At 69.3% G+C, this 18,772-nt stretch carries 16 protein-coding genes; 3 read left to right on the top strand and 13 right to left on the bottom strand.

Translation table 11 applies throughout. The annotated features are described in order from the left end of the window. The first annotated feature begins 21 nt into the window (after nt 1-21). Nucleotides 22-1,479, top strand: coding sequence for a peptidoglycan D,D-transpeptidase FtsI family protein (locus ABTY98_RS28960; RefSeq protein WP_352223964.1), 1,458 nt, complete (start codon nt 22-24; stop codon nt 1,477-1,479). 96 nt (nt 1,480-1,575) lie between these two features. Here ABTY98_RS28960 and ABTY98_RS28955 read toward each other — a convergent pair whose 3' ends face one another. After that, a complete protein-coding gene (locus ABTY98_RS28955; RefSeq protein WP_352223963.1) occupies nt 1,576-3,027 on the bottom strand; it encodes an NCS2 family permease in 1,452 nt (483 codons plus the stop codon). Between the two features lie 280 nt (nt 3,028-3,307). Between ABTY98_RS28955 and ABTY98_RS28950 the strand changes: the two genes are divergently transcribed. Then, nucleotides 3,308-3,883: a SigE family RNA polymerase sigma factor gene (locus ABTY98_RS28950; RefSeq protein ID WP_352223962.1), complete on the top strand. Its 576-nt coding sequence runs from the start codon at nt 3,308-3,310 to the stop codon at nt 3,881-3,883. Continuing rightward, nucleotides 3,880-4,734 (top strand): hypothetical protein, encoded by an 855-nt coding sequence (locus ABTY98_RS28945; RefSeq protein WP_352223961.1) that lies wholly within the window; start codon nt 3,880-3,882, stop codon nt 4,732-4,734. Before ABTY98_RS28950 ends, ABTY98_RS28945 begins: the two co-directional genes overlap by 4 nt. Before the next feature lie 78 nt (nt 4,735-4,812). Here the strand turns inward: ABTY98_RS28945 and ABTY98_RS28940 are convergent, their stop codons facing one another. The 12 genes from ABTY98_RS28940 to ABTY98_RS28885 all read right to left on the bottom strand — a co-directional run bounded on the left by ABTY98_RS28940 (nt 4,813) and on the right by ABTY98_RS28885 (nt 18,652). Continuing rightward, a complete protein-coding gene (locus ABTY98_RS28940; protein ID WP_352223959.1) occupies nt 4,813-5,967 on the bottom strand; it encodes a right-handed parallel beta-helix repeat-containing protein in 1,155 nt (384 codons plus the stop codon). Between the two features lie 137 nt (nt 5,968-6,104). Beyond that, nucleotides 6,105-6,902, bottom strand: coding sequence for an HAD family acid phosphatase (locus ABTY98_RS28935; protein WP_352223958.1), 798 nt, complete (start codon nt 6,900-6,902; stop codon nt 6,105-6,107). A gap of 118 nt (nt 6,903-7,020) precedes the next feature. Continuing rightward, nucleotides 7,021-8,133, bottom strand: coding sequence for a right-handed parallel beta-helix repeat-containing protein (locus ABTY98_RS28930; protein WP_352223957.1), 1,113 nt, complete (start codon nt 8,131-8,133; stop codon nt 7,021-7,023). Nucleotides 8,134-8,155: 22 nt separating this feature from the next. Beyond that, a complete protein-coding gene (locus tag ABTY98_RS28925; protein WP_352224051.1) occupies nt 8,156-9,175 on the bottom strand; it encodes a pectinesterase family protein in 1,020 nt (339 codons plus the stop codon). 4 nt (nt 9,176-9,179) lie between these two features. Further along, on the bottom strand, nt 9,180-10,307 hold the full coding sequence (locus tag ABTY98_RS28920; protein WP_352223956.1) for a pectinesterase family protein: 1,128 nt from the start codon (nt 10,305-10,307) through the stop codon (nt 9,180-9,182). An 82-nt stretch (nt 10,308-10,389) separates the two neighbouring features. Next, the gene (locus tag ABTY98_RS28915) at nt 10,390-11,703 is read right to left on the bottom strand and encodes a pectate lyase family protein (RefSeq protein WP_352223954.1); all 1,314 of its coding nucleotides are present in this window, start codon (nt 11,701-11,703) and stop codon (nt 10,390-10,392) included. A 133-nt stretch (nt 11,704-11,836) separates the two neighbouring features. Then, nucleotides 11,837-13,180, bottom strand: a complete 1,344-nt coding sequence (locus ABTY98_RS28910) for an ABC transporter substrate-binding protein (RefSeq protein ID WP_352223953.1) — start codon at nt 13,178-13,180, stop codon at nt 11,837-11,839. Between the two features lie 56 nt (nt 13,181-13,236). Then, nucleotides 13,237-14,775 carry a glycoside hydrolase family 43 protein gene (locus ABTY98_RS28905; protein WP_352223952.1) on the bottom strand — a complete coding sequence of 513 codons (1,539 nt, stop codon included), beginning with the start codon at nt 14,773-14,775 and terminating at the stop codon, nt 13,237-13,239. Next, nucleotides 14,772-15,611 carry a DUF6807 domain-containing protein gene (locus ABTY98_RS28900; RefSeq protein ID WP_352223951.1) on the bottom strand — a complete coding sequence of 280 codons (840 nt, stop codon included), beginning with the start codon at nt 15,609-15,611 and terminating at the stop codon, nt 14,772-14,774. The genes ABTY98_RS28905 and ABTY98_RS28900 overlap by 4 nt, the downstream gene beginning before the upstream one ends. Continuing rightward, on the bottom strand, nt 15,608-16,756 hold the full coding sequence (locus tag ABTY98_RS28895) for a Gfo/Idh/MocA family protein (RefSeq protein ID WP_352223950.1): 1,149 nt from the start codon (nt 16,754-16,756) through the stop codon (nt 15,608-15,610). The genes ABTY98_RS28900 and ABTY98_RS28895 overlap by 4 nt, the downstream gene beginning before the upstream one ends. A 79-nt stretch (nt 16,757-16,835) precedes the next feature. Beyond that, nucleotides 16,836-17,720: a carbohydrate ABC transporter permease gene (locus tag ABTY98_RS28890; protein ID WP_352223949.1), complete on the bottom strand. Its 885-nt coding sequence runs from the start codon at nt 17,718-17,720 to the stop codon at nt 16,836-16,838. Continuing rightward, nucleotides 17,717-18,652, bottom strand: coding sequence for a carbohydrate ABC transporter permease (locus ABTY98_RS28885; RefSeq protein ID WP_352223947.1), 936 nt, complete (start codon nt 18,650-18,652; stop codon nt 17,717-17,719). Before ABTY98_RS28885 ends, ABTY98_RS28890 begins: the two co-directional genes overlap by 4 nt. Nucleotides 18,653-18,772 lie beyond the last annotated feature (120 nt).

Below are 18,772 nucleotides of genomic sequence, written 5' to 3'. Positions count from 1 at the left end.
TCGCTCGTCTGTCTGAGCGGGATGAACAAGACGATCAGGCGGGCGTCCGTCTTCGCACTGCTGCTCGTGATCGCTCTGCTGGTCAGGGCGACATGGGTGCAGTTCTACGACGGTCAGGCCCTCGCGGACGACACGGACAACCGGCGCAACGCGATCGAGACGTACTCGCGGCCGCTCGGGAACATCATCGTGGCCGGTGAGTCGATCACCGGCTCGGCACAGACCCTGAGCAACAGCGACCTCAAGTACAAGCGCACGTACACGGACGGCAAGCTGTACGCGGCCGTGACGGGCTACGCCTCGCAGAGCTATGCCCCGACCCAGCTGGAGGGCATCTACCAGGACCTGCTGAACGGCACCGACAACCGGCTGAAGACGGTCATGGACACGGTCACCGACCAGCGCGCCGACCCTGGCAACGTAATCACGACGATCGACCCTGCCGTCCAGAAGGCGGGTTACCAGACGCTCGGCGGCAAGAAGGGCGCGGCGGTCGCGATCGACCCGAAGACCGGCAAGATCCTCGCGGTCGTGTCCACCCCGTCGTACGACCCTTCCTCGCTCACCGACGCCAACACGGCCGGTGCGGCCTGGAAGAAGCTGAACGCCGACGCGGACAAGCCGCTCACCAACCGGGCACTGCGCCAGCCGCTCCCGCCGGGTTCGACGTTCAAGCTGGTGGTCGCGGCGGCGGCCCTTGAGGACGGCCTCTACGCGAACGTCGACGACAAGACCGACAGCCCGAACCCGTACACCCTGCCGGGCACGACGACCCCGCTGAAGAACGAGAGCACCACGGCCCCCTGCGAGAACGCCTCGATCCGCACGGCCCTGCGCTACTCCTGCAACAACGTCTTCGGCAAGATGGCCGTCGACCTCGGCCAGGACAAGGTCCGGGCCATGGCCGAGAAGTTCGGCTTCAACAACGCCAAGCAGGACATCCCGGTGCGGGCCTACGCGAGCGTCTACCCGTCGGACATGGACAAGTCCCAGACCGGCCTCTCCGGTATCGGCCAGTTCGACGTCACGGCGACCCCGCTCCAGATGGCCATGGTGTCGGCTGCCATAGCCAACGGCGGCAAGCTGGTCTCGCCGCATATGGTCTCGCAGATCACTGACAGCGGTGGCGATGTGCTCAAGAACTACGACGATGACACCAGCACCGAGCAGATCGTCAGCTCCGGCACGGCCGAGCAGTTGCAGTCCGCGATGCAGACCGTCGTCGAGCAGGGCACCGGCACGAACGCGCAGATCGACGGCGTGACGGTGGGCGGCAAGACGGGCACGGCCCAGCACGGCGAGAACAACTCCAAGACCCCGTACGCCTGGTTCACGTCGTACGGCAAGTCCGACAGCACCGGCAAGGAGGTCGCGGTGGCCGTACTGGTCGAACAGTCGGACGCGGCGAGGTCGGAAGTGAGCGGCAACGGCCTGGCGGCGCCGGTGGCCAGGGCGATGATGCAAGCGGCGCTGAAGTAGAGCGCCCCGTCAGGGGCGCCGGGCTGTATCAATGTGCGGCTCCGCCGCGTGGGCGCGATCGGCCACACTCGACCGGCAGCCGATCGCGCGGCTCTCCTACTTCACACCCAGCACCTGCTCCACCGGATCAATGGCGAAGTACACCAGGAACAAGGCCGACACGACCCACAGCAGCCAGTTGACCTCCTTCGCCTTCCCCAGTACCGCCTTGATCACCACATACGCCAGGAACCCCGCCCCGATACCGTCGGTGATCGAGTAGGTGAACGGCATCGCGGCGATCGTCAGGAACGCCGGGATGGCGATCTCGTACTTGTCCCAGTCGATGTGCTTGACGTGGGTCATCATCAGGAAGCCCACGGCGATCAGCGCGGGCGCCGCCGCCTGCAGCGGCACGATCGTCAGCAGCGGCGTGAGGAACAGGGCGAGCCCGAACAGCCCGCCGGTGATCAGGTTGGCGAACCCGGTGCGCGCCCCCTCCCCCACCCCTGCCGCCGACTCGATGTACGCCGTGTTGGAGGAGGCCGAACCCATACCGCCGGCCACCGCCGCCGCGCCGTCGATGAACAGCACCCGCCCGATACCGGGCACCTGCCCCTTCTCGTCCAGCAGCCCGGCCTCCGCGCTGATGCCCACGATCGTGCCCATGGCGTCGAAGAAGTCGGACAGGATCAGCGTGAAGACCAGCAGCACGGCGGTGAGGACACCGGCCTTGGCGAAGCCGCCGAACAGGCTGAAGTGACCGATGAGTCCGAAGTCGGGGGCGGCGGCGATCTTGTCGGGGACCTTCGGCGTGGTCAGGCCCCAGCTCTTGATGTCGGCGACCGAGTCGATGACGATCGCTACGACGGTCATGGTGACGATGCTGATCAGGATCGCGCCCTTCACCTTGCGCGCGACCAACGCGATAGTCAGGAGCACGCCAAGACAGAAGACCAGTACGGGCCAGCCGGTGAGCCGGCCGACGGCACCCAGCTGCACCGGCACCGTCGTGTCCGCGGCGTCCGGGATCCGGCTGACGAACCCGGCGTCGACGAAGCCGATGAAGGCGATGAACAGACCGATGCCGACCCCGATCGCCTGTTTCATCGGCTGCGGGATCGCGTTCATGATCGCCTCCCGCAGGCCGGTCACCACCAGCACACAGATCAGCAGACCTTCGAGGACGACCAGGCCCATCGCGTCGGACCAGCTCATCAGCGGCGCCAACTGGAAGGCCACGACTGCGTTGAGGCCGAGTCCGGCCGCGATCGCCAGCGGCAGATTGCCGCCGACGCCCATGATGACCGTCATCACACAGGCCACCAGTGCGGTGGCGGTGACCAGTTGGCCGGTGTCGAGGGTGTGGCCGAACTTGTCCTTTGCGCTGCCGAGGATGATGGGGTTCAGGACAAGGATGTAGGCCATGGTGAAGAACGTGGCGAAGCCGCCGCGTATCTCGCGGCCGAAGCTGGACCCCCGTTCGGAGATCTTGAAGAACCGGTCGACGGCGTTCCGGGCAGGTGGCGCGGCGCCCTGCCGCTCGTCCACCTTCTGCGACTCGGACATGGTCGTACTCCTCGTTGCCTGAGCGATCGTGTGCGGATGCTGGCTGGATTGTTCCCGCGTTCAACCGGTTTCAGGTTTTCTCCGTGTTACGGAATCAGTCCTGGTGGACTCCGATCGACCGGACCGCCACCGAACCCCCGTACGACACACACGAAAAGATCACTGCTACGCTCCGGATCTCGCCGGAACGTTCCTCCGGACGTTCGCATGTCGATTCACCTGTCATTCGCATGACACACACACGCTCGTGACGCAGACACCCTGACAGAAGAGGTCACCCGTGGGCACAGTCGTCGACGACGCCGCCTCCGTGGAGTTCCATGCCTTCTTCGAACGCCACTACGCCGAACTCTCCCGCCTCGCCCATATGTTGACCGGCGAGGCCGACGCCGCCGACGACCTGGCCGCCGACGCCCTGCTGGCGCTGTGGCACCGCTGGGACCGGGTGCGCGCGGCCGACCACCCGGTGGCCTACGCCCGGGGCGTCGTCGCCAATCTGGCCCGTACCCGCATCCGCAGCGCCGTGCGCGAGCGGCGCCGTATCGCCCTGTTCTGGTCGCACCGCGAGGAGAAGACCGAGAACCCGGACATCGCCGGAGTGGTCGACGTCCAGGGGGCGTTGCGCCGCCTGCCGTTCCGCAAACGGGCGTGTGTGGTGCTTCGGCATGCGTTCGACCTGTCGGAGAAGGACACCGCGCTCGCCCTGGGGATCTCGGTGGGTACGGTTAAGAGCCAGACGTCGAAGGGCATGGCCGAGCTGCGGAGGCTGCTCGGCGACTCCCAGGGTGCTGTTCCGCAGCGGGTGCACGCGGCGATGGCGCCGCGCGCCGGTGAGAGCGGAGGAAGGAACCGATGAGGCAGCAGGACGTGCACGGCGAGCTGCGCGCCCGGCTGCACGAGGCGGCCGAGGAGCACGAACCCGACCGTGCCCGCATCCTGGCCCGGGTCGAGCGGGGTATGGCCGCACAGGCCCGTCCCGGCCATCGCGCCACCCTTCCGCCCGTGTTCGGCTGGGTCCGGGTGGTCAGCGCCACGGCGGCGGTCGCCGTGGTCCTCGGTGTCGGCGGCTACGCGGTCGCCTCGGCCGTGAAGGACCCTCCCACCGAGAAGACGGTCGCGGTGTCGCCGACGCCCTCCGCGTCCCCGGACGCGACCTCCCGGCCACCGTCCCGCCCGGCGGTCCCGCCCTCCCCCAGCGCGCCCCCGAAGTCCTCCTCCCCCGGGGTGGGTTCGACGCCCTCCGCGACCGCGAAGGCCTCCACCACCCCGACCGCTCCGGTCGCCGGGGGCGAGCAGGACGGGCCGCTGTGGTCGGACGGCTCGATGGACCCGCACAGCAACGACTTCTGGGCGCAGTCCAACGTCACCCTGAAGACCTCCGGGCAACTGACCTCGCTCACCGTGCGGTTGAAGGTTGCCCAGACCGGCGGGGTGGCCTCCACCGGATCGTGGCGGTCGTTGCCGGAGACCGACTTCACGCAGACGGTGACCGAGCAGGACGGCTTTTTGGTCTACACCTGGACGCTCAAGGCGGACCGCAAGGTCGCGGTCGGCGAGTGGGTGTTCGCGGGCCAGTACAACCACGAGCGCGGCAGCCGCGACGCCAAGGCCGACAGCTACACGATCACGGGCGGCGCGGACGGCAAGCAGTACGCGGTGACGGGCGGCTTCGCGACGCACACCACCAGCAGCGACGGCGACTCCTGAGCCGGCCGTCCGTGGAGGCCGGCGCACGGAGGACAACCGTCAGCTCCCCGTGCACCGGCCACCCGGTGGGCGCGGGCGTCAGTTCATCGTCGCGCCGACGGCGGTGGAGCCCGTGGTCAGGAACGTGGTCGCCGGCAGCGAGCCGTCGGAGCCACGCGCCCCGTACGCGGTCGTCGCGTCGGTCGACTTGAAGGCGGGCGTGCTCACACCGCCGTCCCAGCTGTTCGCGGCGGAGACGGTCGAGGACCCCAGCTTGTCCGCGCCGCCCTTGTCGCTCACCGCGAGGTTCCGGGCCAGCCGGGCCTTGCTGGTGGCGAAGTAGAACCCGGCCTCCGTGTTCGAGTAGGCCGTGTTGCGGTTCAGCACGAGCGCGCCGGTGTTGGAGTTCTCGGTGAACCCGTTCAGCGTGTTGTCCCAGGCCGCGTTGTCGTTGACGACGTGCGCGACGGCGACGCCCCCGCCGCCCAGCTTGAACCCGTTGCCGTTGCCCTCGAAGGCGGAGTCGTTCCAGCGGTTCTTGCCGTTTCCGAAGGCCCAGCTGTGCTCGATGGTGACCGGGGAGGAGAACTGCCAGAGGTCCAGCCCGTCGTCCGAGTTGTTGTAGAGGCGGGCGCCGGTCACCTTGTTTCCCGTGCCCGAGCCGAACTTGATGGCGATCCCGTCGGCGTTCTGGCCGTGCCCGGACGCGTCGTAGTTGCCGTAGCTGTCGAGGTTCCGCACGAGGTTGTTGACGGTGCCGTCGCCGCGCAGGGTGAAGCCGGAGTCACCGTTGTCGGCGGTGACCAGGTTCTTGAAGATGCCGCCCGTGGACGAGGTGACGACGAAGCCCTGGGCCGGGGAGTTCTGGAAGGTGAGGTCCTGGACGGTCCAGTAGCTGCCGTAGATCCCGGTGAGCCAGGAGCCCGCGGGCAGCTTGGAGCCGTCGATCTTCACCTTCTCACCGCTGTGGGCCTTGAGCGTGATGCGGTTCGAACTGGTGCCGCTGACCGTCGACTTGAGAGTGGCGGTCGGGTAGTACGTGCCCGCGCGGACCTGGATGACGGTGCCGGCGGTGGCGTTCGCGACGGCCGACTCCAGCTGTGCGGTGGTGGAGACGGTGACCGTGCTGGTGGCGGCCTGGGCGCCGCCGTTCGACAGGCCGAGGTAGACGCCTCCCGCCCCCGCGGCGACGGCCACCGCCGCGGCGATCGAGAGGGTACGCGTCCTGCGGTGGCGTCCGGTGCTGAAGCGCACTGGCCGTTCCTTTCCTTGACGTCGCTGACGACGTGCTGACGAGGGGAGCGAAACGGGCCGGAGGGGCCGCCCCGGCCCGTTTCTGTCTCCCAGTCGCCACCGCGGCGCAAAGGGTTGCCGCGTCTGCCGACTACGGCCTACGACACGAAGTACGTCGGGTTCGGCAGCTTGTACGTGCGGTCCGCGTGGCCGCCGTCCAGGTCCGAGTACTGGTCGCCGAAGTTGGCGATGATGTCGTACCCGAGGTCGTTCTCGATGTGCTTGCGGGTGCCGCCCTTGTACTGCACGGTCGTGCAGGTCCAGCTGCCCGCGGTGGCGCAACCGCTCAGGTAGGACGGCGGGTTGGCCGTGTCCTTCAGGAACATGTGCCCGGCGTCGAGGTTGACGTCGGCACCGATCTTCTTCAGGTTCTCGACGGCGGCGGTGCGCTGCGCCTCGCTGAGACCGGAGTTGTAGAAGACCTCGACCCCCTTCTCCGCCGCGTACTGGACCAGCTCGGCGCTGCCGAAGACGCCCGGGCGGTCGGCCTTGTTGACGTAGGCCGCCCAGGTGGCGGAGTTGTACGTGTAGTTGTAGCGCTTCTCGTAGTCGAGGCTGAGCAGCAGCGTGTCGTCGATGTCGAAGACGACCGCGGGCTTCTCGCCCTTGCGGTGGGCCTTGCGCGCGGCCCGGTCGATGTACCGCTCGGCGTCCTTGTCGAGGCGCGCCAGGTCCTGGGCGTACGGGCTGGTCGGCGAGGCCTGGTAGACGCCGTTGGCGTCGGCGGCGGTGCCGTAGTAGGTGTCGATGTCCTTCACCAGGAGCCCGATGTTGTAGGGCTCGTGGGTGGAGTTCGCGGTCGACTGGCCGGCGGTGGCGGCGCCGGCGCCGTAGAGGGCGCCGGCGGCGACCGCGCAGGCGGTGGTGATCGCCGCGATGCGAAGTGACTTATGCATGACAGGAGTTCTACGCGCGTCACCCGGGTGGGCGCGAGCCCCGTTGCCTGATCGATATCTCATCCACAGGCAAAAAACGGGTCAAGCGCCCTGGAGGGAATGGTTCCGGATGTCCGGGTCAGTCCATGGTGGCACCGATGGTGGTGCTGCCCGTCGTCAGGAAGGTCGTCGCGGGCAGCGTGCCGCTGGAACCGCGGGCGTTGTACGTACTGCTCGCGTCCGTCGACCTGAAGGCGGGGGTGCTGATCCCGCTGTCCCAGTTGTTGCCGGCCGAGACGACGGCGGAGCCCTTGCTGACCAGCCCGCTTCCGTTGCTGACCGCGAGGTTCTTGCCGAGCCTCGCTGCGCTGGTGGCGAAGTAGTAGCCCCAGTTGCCGTTGGCGTAGGCGGTGGTGCGGTTGATGACGATCGCGCCGGTGTTGGAGTTCTCGGTGAACCCGTTGCCCGCGTTGCCCCAGGCGGCCGAGTTGTTGACGACGTGTGCGACCACCTCGCCGTCGCCGCCCAGCTTGTAGCCGTTGCCGTCGCCCGCGAAGGCCGAGTCGGACCAGCGGTTGTATCCGTTGCCGAAGGACCAGGTGTGCTCGACGGTGACCGGCGAGGAGAAGGACCAGAAGTCGATCCCGTCGTCCGAGTTGTTGTACGTCCGCGCCCCCGTGATCAGGTTCCCGGTCCCCGAGCCGAACTTGACGGCGATCCCGTCGGCGTTCTCCCCGTGGGTGGCGGCGTCGTAGTTGCCGTAGGAGTCGATGTTCTTGACGGTGTTGTTCACCGTCCCGTCGCCGGTGAGCGTGAAGCCGGAGTCGCCACCGTTGATGGTCTTGATGTTGTTCCAGCTGGTGCCGGTGCAGGACTGGCAGACGACCGCGCTGTCCGGGGAGTTCTGGAAGGTGATGTCGGAGACGTTCCAGTAGTCCGCGGTCAGCTTGAAGATCCAGGAGCCGGAGGGCAGCGAGGACCCGTCGATCTTCACGGTCTCCGAGCCGTACGCGGTGAGCGTGACCGGCGACGACGAGGTGCCGTTGGCGGTGGACTGGAGCGTGGCGGTCGGGTAGTAGGTGCCGCCGCGGACCTGGATGACCGTGCCGGCGGTGGCGTTCTTGATGGCGTTGGTCAGGTCGGTGGAGTTGCTGACCACGACGGTCGCCGCGTGCGCCGGGGTGGCGAGCACGGCGAGTCCCAGCGATGCCGTGGTCACGGCGAGCGCGGTGATGGTGCTGATTCGACGCATGACGTGCGGGTCCTTTCGTCGGTCAGAGCTTGCGGACGGGTTTCCAGTCGCCGAGGTAGGTCGCGGGGGTGTGCGAGGCGGCCTCGGCGGCGCTGAGCTGGGGCCGGTTCCCGGGGACGGTGATCACCGCGCCCGGCCCGTGGTTCCGGTACTCGTGGAACCGCATGGACTGCCAGGGATAGGCGTCCCGCATGTTCGTGTAGGGCGCGACGGGGTCGATCCCGGGGCCGATGAGACTGTCCCGCACGACCAGCGAGGGCCAGGCGGTGGTCTCGTACGTCGGCACCCAGGGCCGCGCCAGCTTGTACGCCCCGTCCTCCGCACCGGAGGAGAACCGGCAGCGGACGGCGAGGAACCCGTGCGGGTTGGCACGGGCGGTCGAGGGGGCGAACACCATGCCCTTGGGGGTGAAGTCCACATCCCGTCGCAGGGTGCGGAAGTGGCAGTTCCCGTACACCGCGGTCGCCCGCCCGAAGACGAAGTCCACGTCACCCTCGATGTGGCAACGGTGGAAGAACTGCCGGTCGAAGGAGCCGAGTTCGCTGGTGTCGGCGAACAGGGTGTCCTGGTGGGCGAGCAGTCGCACGTTCTCGAAGTGGGTACGGTCCCCGGTGAGATACGCGGCGACGGCCTGGGTCCCGGCGATCTCCGGGTGGTCGGCGCGCAGCCAGTCGTTGGCGAGGGTGAGATCCCGTACGACGAGCCCGGCCGCCGCGGAGGTGAAGGTCGCGGAGCCCGCCGTGCCGTAGGTCCCCGAACCGTCCGGCTTCTGTGTCCCGTTGGCGTTGTCGAAGACGATGACGGCGGCCCGGGGATCACGACTCGCGCCCCGCAGGTTCAACCGCACCTTGTCCGCAGGCACGTTGACGACCTCGCGGTACGTCCCCGGGTGTACGACGATCGTCCAGCCCGGCCCGGACACCGCGTCCACGGCCGCCTGGACGGAGTCACCGGGGCGGACGTGCAGGACACGCCGGTCGTGGTCCGGGGCGAAGGCCGAGGTCGCTCCGACGGCGGCGGCGAGGAGGGTACGTCTGGACAGCACGTCAGCGCCCCTTCCCCGGGATCCAGTCACCGAGATAGGCCTCCCGAGTCGCGGACTCGGCCTGCTCTGCGGTGAGTTGGGGCCGGTTGGCGGCGACCGTGATCTCGGCGCCGGGACCGAGGTTGCGGTACTCGGCGAAGCGCTGGTCCTGCCAGGGGAAGGTGTCCGACATGTTGGCGTAGGGCGCGATCGCGTCGATGCCGGGGCCGAGGTGGCTGTCCCGGACGACGAGCGAGGGCCGGGCGGTGGTGTCGGAGCTGGGCACCCAGGGGCGGGCGAGCCTGTAGCAGGCGCGCGGGGCTTCGCTGGTGATACGGCTCCTGGTCACCAGACAGCCGCGTGGGTTGAGGGCCGCCGTCGAGGGCGCGAACACGAACCCGTACGGGGCGGCCGCCAGGTCGGTCCGGTTCAGGGTGCGGAAGTGGCAGTCCTCGTACACCGCGGTCGCCCGCCCGAAGACGAAGTCGACATCGCCCTCGGCATAGCAGTGGGCGAAGTACTGGCGGGCGAAGACACCGAGGGCCGGCGTGTCGGCGTACAGGGTGTCCTGGTGCCCGAGGAACCGGCAGTGGTGGAAGGCGCTGCGATCGCCCTGCACCTTGAGGGCGACGGCCTGGGTGGCGGAGATCTCCGGGTGGTCGGCGCGCAGCCAGTCGTTGGCGAAGGTGATCCAACGGGCGGCGAAGCCGTCGGCCTGCACGGTCGTGGTGGCGGAGCCGGTGGTGCCGTAGGTCCCGCCGCCGGGCCTGGCGGTGCCGGCCGCGTTGTCGTGGACGATGACGACGTCACGCGGATTCTCGGAGGCGCCGATCCAGGTGGCCTCGGTGCGGGTGGTGTCCAGGGCGACCGTCTCGCGGTAGACGCCCGGGGCGAGGACCAGGGTCCAGCCGCTGCCGGTGGCCGCGGTGACGGCGGCCTGCACGGTGGTGAAGTCGCCGCGGCCGTACGGGTCGACGTACAGGGTCTTCGGGGTGCGGCGGCGCTCGGGCGACCCGTACCGCCCGAACGGACGGCGGCCGGCGGCGGCCCGCGCGGGGACGGCGGCGAGGCCCAGCGCGGCGCCCGCCCCGGCGCTCGCGCTCAGGAAACCCCGTCTGGACAGGGCAGGTCGAGGATGGTGCGAGGGCATGCGGATGCTCCTTCGCGGTGCGGCTCAGGTGAGGGAGAGGACCGGGGCGGTGGGGCGCCCCGGGCCCGAAGAGGCGGCGGGGTCAGCGCAGTCGGCCGGCCCCGGCCCCGCAGTCGACGATGCGTGGCACGGCCTGCGCCGGGTCGACCCTCGTGCGCAGGGTCGGGGTCCAGGTCGAACCCGCCTGGAGGGTCTCGGCCGGGATCTGCGCGTTGTGGACGGCGATCAGGTCGGTCAGCTCGCCGTTGACGTAGTTGTCGTCGGCGGTGAGCGTCGACTCCTTCCACTTCTTCAGGACCGAGCCGGCCTTGACGGTGTCGGGCAGGGTGAACGCGTTGTGCTCGGCGACGAGTTGGGATTCCAGACCGATGCCGTAGCTGTAGCCGTAGCCGTCCTCGGCGACGAAGTGGTTGTTGTAGGAGTCGACCTGTCCGAACCGGACCCGCGGCGCGCGCTCCACCAGGTTGGAGAACAGGTTGTGGTGGAAGGTGACCTTGAGGTGCCCCCGGTCGACGGCCGCGGTCGAGGCGCTGTCGCTGTTGCCGATGAGGATCGTCTTGTCGTGGTCCTCGAAGACGTTCCAGGAGGCGGTGACGTAGTCGGCGCCCTTGACGATGTCCAGCTCGCCGTCGTGCTGCTCGTAGATCCGCCCGAAGTAGTAGGGCAGGGTGCTGTCCGGGTGATCACCGTCGGTGAACGTGTTGTGGTCCATCCACACATGGGTCGACCCGTAGACCACCGCGCTGTCGTACTCGGAGTTCCAGTTGCCGTCGGCGGTGTCGGTCGGGTCCCACTGCGGGAAGCAGTCAAGAGGGCTCTCGAAACCCAGGTTGCGGATGATGACGTTGTCGACGGCCTTGATCTGAAGGCTGGCGCCCTTGAAACCGGCGTCCTTGCCGATGCCGACGATGGTGGTGTTGGCCGGGATGTTCGCCTTGATGTAGGTGTCCTGGTTGGCGGCGGAGGCGCGGCGCAGCCCCTCCGGGCTGTCGTCGGGTTCGCCGTCCAGGTTGGTGGCGTGCCCCCAGGCCTCGGGTGAGTACTTGGCGAGGTAGGCGTCGAAGTCGTAGCCGGGCACGGCGAACGAGTCACAGCTCGGCCCGTCCGCGTCGATCGTTCCCCTGACTCGGATGATCTTCGGTGCGCTGCCGCCTGCGGCGAGGGCGGCCTTGAACTCGTCCCAGGTGGTGACGGTGTAGACGTGCGCGGGGTCGGCGGCGGCTCCGCCGGTGGTCCCGGTGGTGGCGGCGGCCCAGCCGTCGTCCGCGTCCAGCACCTGGCGGTCGAGCGTGGCCCGGTGCGGGGCGGCCTGGGCGGTCCCGGTCACGGCCAGCACGAGGGCCGTGCAGCCCACGACGGTGGCTATGACGCGTCCATGACATTTCTGTGTACGCACTGTGCGGGTCTCCTCAGCTATGCGGGTGGCCAGATGATCCAGGAGGTGGGAATGGACTCGTGCAGCCGGCTCGCGGGGGCGCGACCAGCCACTACGGGCCCGCAGCCCCCCACAGCCGAAACCACCCGAGCTCTCAGTGATGAGCCTTCCAGTCCGCCTGGGCCTTGTTGAGCTGATCGGCCAGCGTGTCCAGGAACTCCTTCGCCGTCAGCTTCCCGAGCAGCACCTTCTGGAAATTCGGCTCGTTGTCGGACTTGGAGATGGTGTTCCAGTCCGGCAGGTAGTAGGGAAGCTGCACGATCTTCGTGTCCTCGCCGTTCAGAGCCTGAGCCGCCAGCCTCGTCGGCTCGGCCTGCTGGATCCACGCGTCCTGCGCTGCCTCCGTGTTGGCGGGAATCTGCCCCGCGGACTCGTTGAACTTGGAGTTCTCCTCGTGCGAGAGGGCGAACTCGATGAACTTCCAGGCGGCGGCCTTGTTCTTGCCGGGCTTGAACAGACTCAGCCCGTCCACCGGATTGGAGATCTGCACCCGGGTGCCGTCGGCCTGCGTGGGATTGGGCAGCCCCCGGAACTTGTCGGCACCCAACGCCTTCAGGTGATCCTGGTACGACCCCAGGTTGTGGCTCAGCATTCCGATCGTGCCGCTGTCCCACTGCGCGACCATCTTGGTGAAGTCGTTGTTGACGTCGGCGGACGGGGTGTCCTTCTTGTACAACGCGACGAACCTCTCCAGCGCGGCCACGTTCCTGGGGTCGTTGACGGTGGTCTTGTCACCGTTCCAGAACGAGGTGATCCCGCTCTGGCTGTACGCCGCGTCCAGGGCCGGCGCGATGGATCCCTCGCCGCCGCGAATGGTGAACCCGAACTCGTTCTTCGCCTGGTCGGTGAGTTTGTCGGCGGCCTCGTAGAACTTCGCCCAGGTGGTCGGCGCGTCCAGACCCGCATTCTTGAACAGGTCCGTCCGGTACCAGAGCGTGCCGTTGTTCGATGAGGTCGGGATCTGGTACAGCTTGTCGCCGCCGCCCGCCGACCGGCTGCTGTCCACCAGGTTCTGGTTGAGCTTGCCGTTCAGCGAGCTCTTGGCGAGCCGGCTGTCCAACGGCTCCAGAGCGCCCTGGACCGCGACCTCGGCGAGCATCGCGGTGCCGACACCGCCCACGTCGGGCAGGCCACCGCCCTGGATGGCGGTGTCGTACTTGGACTGGGCGCTCGCCGCCGGGATCCCGACGTACTTGACCTTGATGTCGGGGCTCTGCTTCTCGAAGTCGGCGATGATCTGCTTCCAGATGTCGGTGCGAACACCGCCGTTGTTGTCCCAGAAGGTGATCGTGCCCTTGCCGGAGCCCTCGTTGCCCTTGTCCCCCGCGCTGCCGCTGCCGTCGTCGCCGCAGGCGGTGGCGGTCAGGGCGAGCACGGAGCCCAGGGCGACGGCGACGGCCGCACGCCTGCTTCTGTGCACACGGATGCTTCTCTTCACTGGTCGGCTCTCTTCTTCTGGATCCAATGGAGATGTGAGGCGGTGCGGAAGTACGGCTACCGGGCGCTGATTTGGAACCGGGTGAAGGTGGCCGCCCCGGCGTGGCCCGGCCCCTCGGGTGCCACGGCGAAGAGGCCGAGCAGGGCGCCGACCCAGCGCCAGGGCGTGGCGGTGAACACCGGTCCGGACGGGACGAAGCCCGTCCCGACGTCGTACGAGAACCGGCAGCGCGCCCCCCGGCCGATCTCGATCCGCAGCCGGGCCCGTCCCTCGGGCGCCGGGCAGCCCCGCGAGGCGTCGCGTTCCCGGTCGGCGACGGCCTCGGCGAACCGGTGCACCAGCCGCACCGCGCCGTCCGGTCCGCACTCCAGCCCGATCCAGCCGAAGGCGTCCCCGAGGACCGCGAGCCCCGCCCGCGCACCCGGCTCCGTGCTCTGCAGCCGGAGTCCGGCCTCGACCGTGCACGGCGACCCGGGCAGCCGCTGCGTCAGCACCTGTGGCAGTCGCCGCAGGTCGTGGGCGTCCGCCGAGCGCACGCACGCCAGCCGCAGGCCGTCCCCCGAGTGCTGGGTGGCCCAGCCCTCGCCCGGGTTGGCCGCCCACTGCCACTGGCGGCCGAACCGCCCGCCGGGGAAGTCGTCGTCGGTGGCCGGCGCGGCGGGCGGCTGCGCCGGCAGAACGGGCCTCGGGTGTACGGCGACGGGCGCGCCGTCGTCCCCGATCACCGGCCAGCCTCCCCCACTCTCGGCTTGGCTCGAGCGGGAGGTGTCCCCGTCCTCCCACCGCATCGGCTGCAGATGGACCACCCGGCCGTACGCCCCGCGCTGCTGGAAGTGCAGGAACCAGTCCTCACCCGCGGCCGTGCGCACCCAGCCGCCCTGGTGCGGTCCGTTGACGTCGGTGTCCCCCTGCTCCAGGACGATCCGTTCCTCGTACGGCCCGAAGAAGCCGCGGGAGCGCAGGGCGCCCTGCCAGCCGGTCTCCACTCCCCCCGCGGGTGCGAGGATCCAGAACCAGCCGTCGTGCCGGTAGAGCTTGGGGCCCTCCAGGGTGAACCAGCCCGGTATCCGGTCCCCGTCCACGATCACCTTGCCCTCGTCGAGCAGCGAGGTGCCGTCGGGGTGCATACGGTGGCCGGTCAACCGGTTCTTGATCCCTGAACGCGACTTCGCCCAGGCGTGTACGAGGTAGGCCTCGCCGGTCTCGTCGTCCCACAGGGGGCAGGGGTCGATGAGGCCCTTGCCCTCCTTCACCAGCCGCGGGCGGGTCCAGGGGCCGCGGATCTCGGGGGCGTTGACCTGGAAGATGCCCTGGTCGGGGTCGCCCCAGAAGATCCAGAAGCGGTCGTCGTGATGGCGTATCGAGGGTGCCCAGACCCCGCAGTCGTGGCGTGGGGAGGTGAACCGCTCCTCGGGTTCGAGGCGTTCGAGGGCGTGGCCGACCAGGGTCCAGTCGACCAGGTTGCGGGAGTGCAGCAGGGGCAGTCCGGGAACGCGGCCGAAGCTGGAGGCGGTGAGGTAGAAGTCGTCGCCGACGCGGACGATGTCCGGGTCGGACCAGTCGGCGTTCAGGACGGGGTTGGTGTACGTGGTCATGGGGACACCGCCTTGCGGGCCAGGGTGGCGGCCTCGTCCCGGGCGAGCCGCCCGTCGGCGACGACGGTGACGACGCGCCGTACGACGGTCTCGCCTGGCAGGATCGGCAGCCGTTCGGTGGGGGCCAGTGAGGAGCCGACGCCCGGGTACTCGGCGGTGCGCACGAACCAGGGGTCGCGTCGGGTGTCCTCGGTGGCTCCGGCGAAGACGAGGGTCCAGTCGGTGCCGGCCAGCGCCAGCCAGTCGGCGCTTCGGCTGTGCACCGCCGGCTCGCCCTCCCCCTCCGCCGTGAAGGCGTCCGGGGCGGCGGCCTCCTTGCGGGCCCGCCAGAAGTAGCCGCCGTAGGCCGCGCCGGGGCGTCCGTTGGTGGCGGGGCTGCCGATCGAGAGCGGGCTGTCGGTGACGTTGGTGAGGGAGAAGGTGAAGTCCAGCGCCCAGGCGGTGTCGGTGAGTTCGGTGGCGGCGACCGCGCGCCGCTCCCGCAGCAGCTCGCTGCCGGCGGCGACCCAGCGCAACTCCTCCTCGAACCCGTGGGGGTCGCACAGCTGGAAGGCCGTATGGCGCTGGGTGCCGTGGTTGTCCAGCTCGGTCGGCCCCTGGTCCCGGACGAAGGTCCGCCCGCCCCAGAAGTTGAACCCCTCGACGTCGGGAACGGCGACACCGACGCCGAGGTGGTGGGTGTGGTCGGCCGGGGTCAGCTCGGTGACCACGGTGCCGGCCAGGGTGGTGACGGGGTGCAGGCAGGGGCGCGGGGAGAGCCGGGCCGGCAGTTCGGGCCGGGGGACGTAGCGGGCGACCGGGCGGCCCGCGACCTGCAACACCACGGTGTCCGTCATGTGCTCACCTCTTTCGGTGGGGCCCAGGGGGCGGACAGCTCGGAGTAGAGGGCGAGGGTGTCGGCACAGGCCGCGACCAGTCCGTCGATACCGGTGACGATCCGGCGGTCCTCCTCGGGCAGGAAGCGCCAGGCGTCGGCGGGCAGGGCGGCCGGGTCGTCGGCCAGTCGAATCGCTTCAACGACCTTCATGAAGGCGCCCGTCGAGTCCGGCTCGACCAGCAGCTCGGCGCCGGTGGTGAGGTGGTCGGCGAGGTTCTCCAGCAGGTCCGTACGGTCGTACTCGGTCTCCTCCGGGCCGTGGCCCGCCCGCTGCACCAGTACCCGGTCCTGCTTGTACCAGAAGGTGATCCGGCCGCTGGTGCCGTGCACCAGGACGTACGGGTCCCCCGGCTCCTCGGCGCAGAGTGTGGCGGCGACGGTGAGCGGGCCGCGCGGGGTGGTGACGCGGACGCAGGAGGTGTCGTCGGACTCGATGTCGTTGGCGCGCAGCAGTTCGGTCTCGATGCGGGTGACGTCCTCGGCGCGGGGTGTGCCGAGCAGGGCGAGGCCGGTGGCGACGGAGTGCGCGAGGGGGTTGGTGAGCACGCCGTCGACGACGTCCACGCCGCCCAGCCGCCGCCTGCCGGCCCAGGGCGCCCGCCGGAAGTAGGACTCGGCGCGGGCCCAGGCGCCGGCCCCGCCCACGCCCACCACCTCACCGATCGCGCCCTCCGCGATCAGCTCGCGGATCGCGGGCACGGCGTGCGAGCCCAGCGACTGGAAGCCGATCTGGCAGGCCACGTCCGCCTTGGCGACCCCGTCGGCCATCCGCCGGAACTCGGCGTAGGACGGCGCGGGCGGCTTCTCGAGGAGCAGGTGCACACCCCGCTCGGCCGCCGCCAGGGCAAGGTCGGTGTGGGTGGGGATCGGGGTGCAGATCACGGCGATCCGGGCGCCGGTCTCATCGAGGAGGGCGCCGAAGTCCGCGGACTGGGCCGGCGTGCCGAGGCCCTCGGGCAGCTCGTCCGCGCTCAGCGGGGTCAGCTCGCAGATGCCGGTGAGCCGTACGACGCCCTTCTCCTGGAGGCGACGGATGTTCTCCAGGTGCCGGCGGCCGTGGCCGCGCGCCCCCGCCAGCACGATGTCGATGGTCGAAGAGGTCACGGCATGCTCCCTGCGCTGTCGATCTTTGCGTGCAGGGTAAGCGTCCGGCCTGGGTGGCCCGGTCGGCCCGGGAGGTGTCTCATCCCTTCACCGCCCCCGCGCCGAAGCCGGTGATCAGCCACTTCTGGATGAAGGCGAAGACGATCACGACCGGTACGGCGGCGATGATCCCGCCCGCGGCCAACGCGCCCAGGTCGACGCTGTCCGCGCTCATCAGGGTGTTGAGGCCGACCGGGATGGTCTGCTTGCTCTGGTCGGACAGGAACATCAGGGCGAACAGGAAGTGGTTCCAGGCGTGCACGAAGGCGAAGGAGCCGACCGCGATCAGCCCGGGCCGCAGCAGCGGGAGGACGACGATCCGGAAGGCGGTGAGCCGGTTGCAGCCGTCGACCCAGGCCGCCTCCTCCAGGGAGTACGGCACGTTCCTGATGAAGCCGCTGATCAGGATCATCGACAGGGGCAGCTGGAAGACGGTCTCGGCGATGATGACACTGCCGAGCGAGTTGATCATCTGGAGCTTGGCGAAGATCTGGAAGAGCGGGACCAGGAGCAGCGCGCCCGGCACGAACTGGGAGCAGAGCAGGCCCAGCATGAAGCCGCGCTTGAGCCGGAAGTCGAAGCGGGCTAGGGCGTAGCCGCCGGCCAGCGCGACCACCGTGGTCAGCAGCAGGGTGGCGCCGCCGACGTAGACGCTGTTGGTGAAGTAGGTGCCGAAACTGCGCTCGGTCCACACCTTCCGGAAGTGCTCGAAGGTGACCGGCCAGGGGACCAGGGAGGTGGAGCCGGCCGGGCGGACGGCGAAGAGCAGGATCCAGTAGAAGGGGACGAGGGTGAAGAGGAGGTAGATCCCGAGGGGGAGGTAGATCTGCCAGCGAGGTGCCTCGTCCCAGGCGCGGCGCTTCTTCCCCGGCCGGACGGGCACGGACACGACGGGTTCGGTCTCGGGCGCGATCTCGGTGATCACTTGGCCTCGCCTCCGAACTTGCTCAGCCGCAGATAGACCACCGAGCAGAAGAGCAGGATCACGAACGCCACCGTGGTCAGCGCTGAGGCGTAGCCGAAGTTGTGGGCGTCGACACTGGTGTTGGCGATGTAGAGCGGCAGGGTCGTGGTCTCGCCGGCCGGGCCGCCGCCGGTGAGGGTGTAGAGCAGGTCGACGTTGTTGAACTCCCACACCGCGCGCAGCAGCGTGGAAAGGACGATGGCGTCCTTGAGGTGCGGCAGCGTGATGTGCCAGAACTGCTTGATCCTGCCGGCCCCGTCGACCTCGGCGGCCTCGTACAGGTCCTTGGAGACGGACTGGAGGTCGGCGAGGATGAGGATCGCGAAGAAGGGGACGCCTCGCCACAGGTCGGCGACCACGGCCGCCGGGAACACCGTCGAGGTGTCGGAGAGCCAGCTGGTGCCGTACGACCCGATCCCCGCGTCGGCGAGATAACGCGTGATGCCTGTCTGGGAGTTGTAGAGCAGCACCCAGATCGCGGAGGTCAGCACACCGGAGACGGCCCAGGGCGAGAAGACCAGCGCCCGGCCCAACGCCCGCCCGACGAACGTCTGGTTGACGATCAGCGCCAGCGCTAGACCGAACAGCAGCTGCGACCCGACTTCCACCACGACCCACTTGGCGCTGAAGGTCAGCGTGTCCCAGAACTGCGGGTCGTGCGCGAAGGCCTGGGTGAAGTTGCCGAGGCCCGCGAAGCCGTTCCGCCAGGGCTTGGTCGGGTTGTAGTTCTGCAGGCTGTAGTAGAAGACGCTGAGCACCGGGTAGGCGATGAAGCCCAGCATCAGCAGGGCCGCCGGGGCGATCAGCAGATACGGCAGCCTGCGCGGCGTCGCGGAGGCACGGCGTCGCCGGGGTGGCGCGGGCGGTTTCGCCACGGCTGCGGCTTGGGCCATGACTGTTCTCCGTTCGCTTTGGTTGCAGCGGGCGCAGGAAGCGCTTGCTTGATGCACATGGTTGAAGCGCTTCGACGATCATCCGGGGCAGTTGTAGGCAGTGGGGCAGTTGTAGGCAGT

The organism is Streptomyces sp. NPDC096040 (genome assembly GCF_040303265.1).
GTDB lineage: Bacteria > Actinomycetota > Actinomycetes > Streptomycetales > Streptomycetaceae > Streptomyces.
Note: the sequence above shows the minus strand (reverse complement) of the source record. Positions and strands in the feature narration are given on the sequence as shown.

What these genes read in the sequence shown, in the direction of transcription:
- ABTY98_RS28960 (WP_352223964.1), top strand. Translation starts at nt 22, where the DNA reads ATGAACAAGACGATCAGGCGGGCGTCCGTCTTCGCACTGCTGCTCGTG.
- ABTY98_RS28955 (WP_352223963.1), bottom strand. Translation starts at nt 3,027, where the DNA reads ATGTCCGAGTCGCAGAAGGTGGACGAGCGGCAGGGCGCCGCGCCACCT.
- ABTY98_RS28945 (WP_352223961.1), top strand. Translation starts at nt 3,880, where the DNA reads ATGAGGCAGCAGGACGTGCACGGCGAGCTGCGCGCCCGGCTGCACGAG.
- ABTY98_RS28935 (WP_352223958.1), bottom strand. Translation starts at nt 6,902, where the DNA reads ATGCATAAGTCACTTCGCATCGCGGCGATCACCACCGCCTGCGCGGTC.
- ABTY98_RS28930 (WP_352223957.1), bottom strand. Translation starts at nt 8,133, where the DNA reads ATGCGTCGAATCAGCACCATCACCGCGCTCGCCGTGACCACGGCATCG.
- ABTY98_RS28920 (WP_352223956.1), bottom strand. Translation starts at nt 10,307, where the DNA reads ATGCCCTCGCACCATCCTCGACCTGCCCTGTCCAGACGGGGTTTCCTG.
- ABTY98_RS28905 (WP_352223952.1), bottom strand. Translation starts at nt 14,775, where the DNA reads ATGACCACGTACACCAACCCCGTCCTGAACGCCGACTGGTCCGACCCG.
- ABTY98_RS28900 (WP_352223951.1), bottom strand. Translation starts at nt 15,611, where the DNA reads ATGACGGACACCGTGGTGTTGCAGGTCGCGGGCCGCCCGGTCGCCCGC.
- ABTY98_RS28885 (WP_352223947.1), bottom strand. Translation starts at nt 18,652, where the DNA reads ATGGCCCAAGCCGCAGCCGTGGCGAAACCGCCCGCGCCACCCCGGCGA.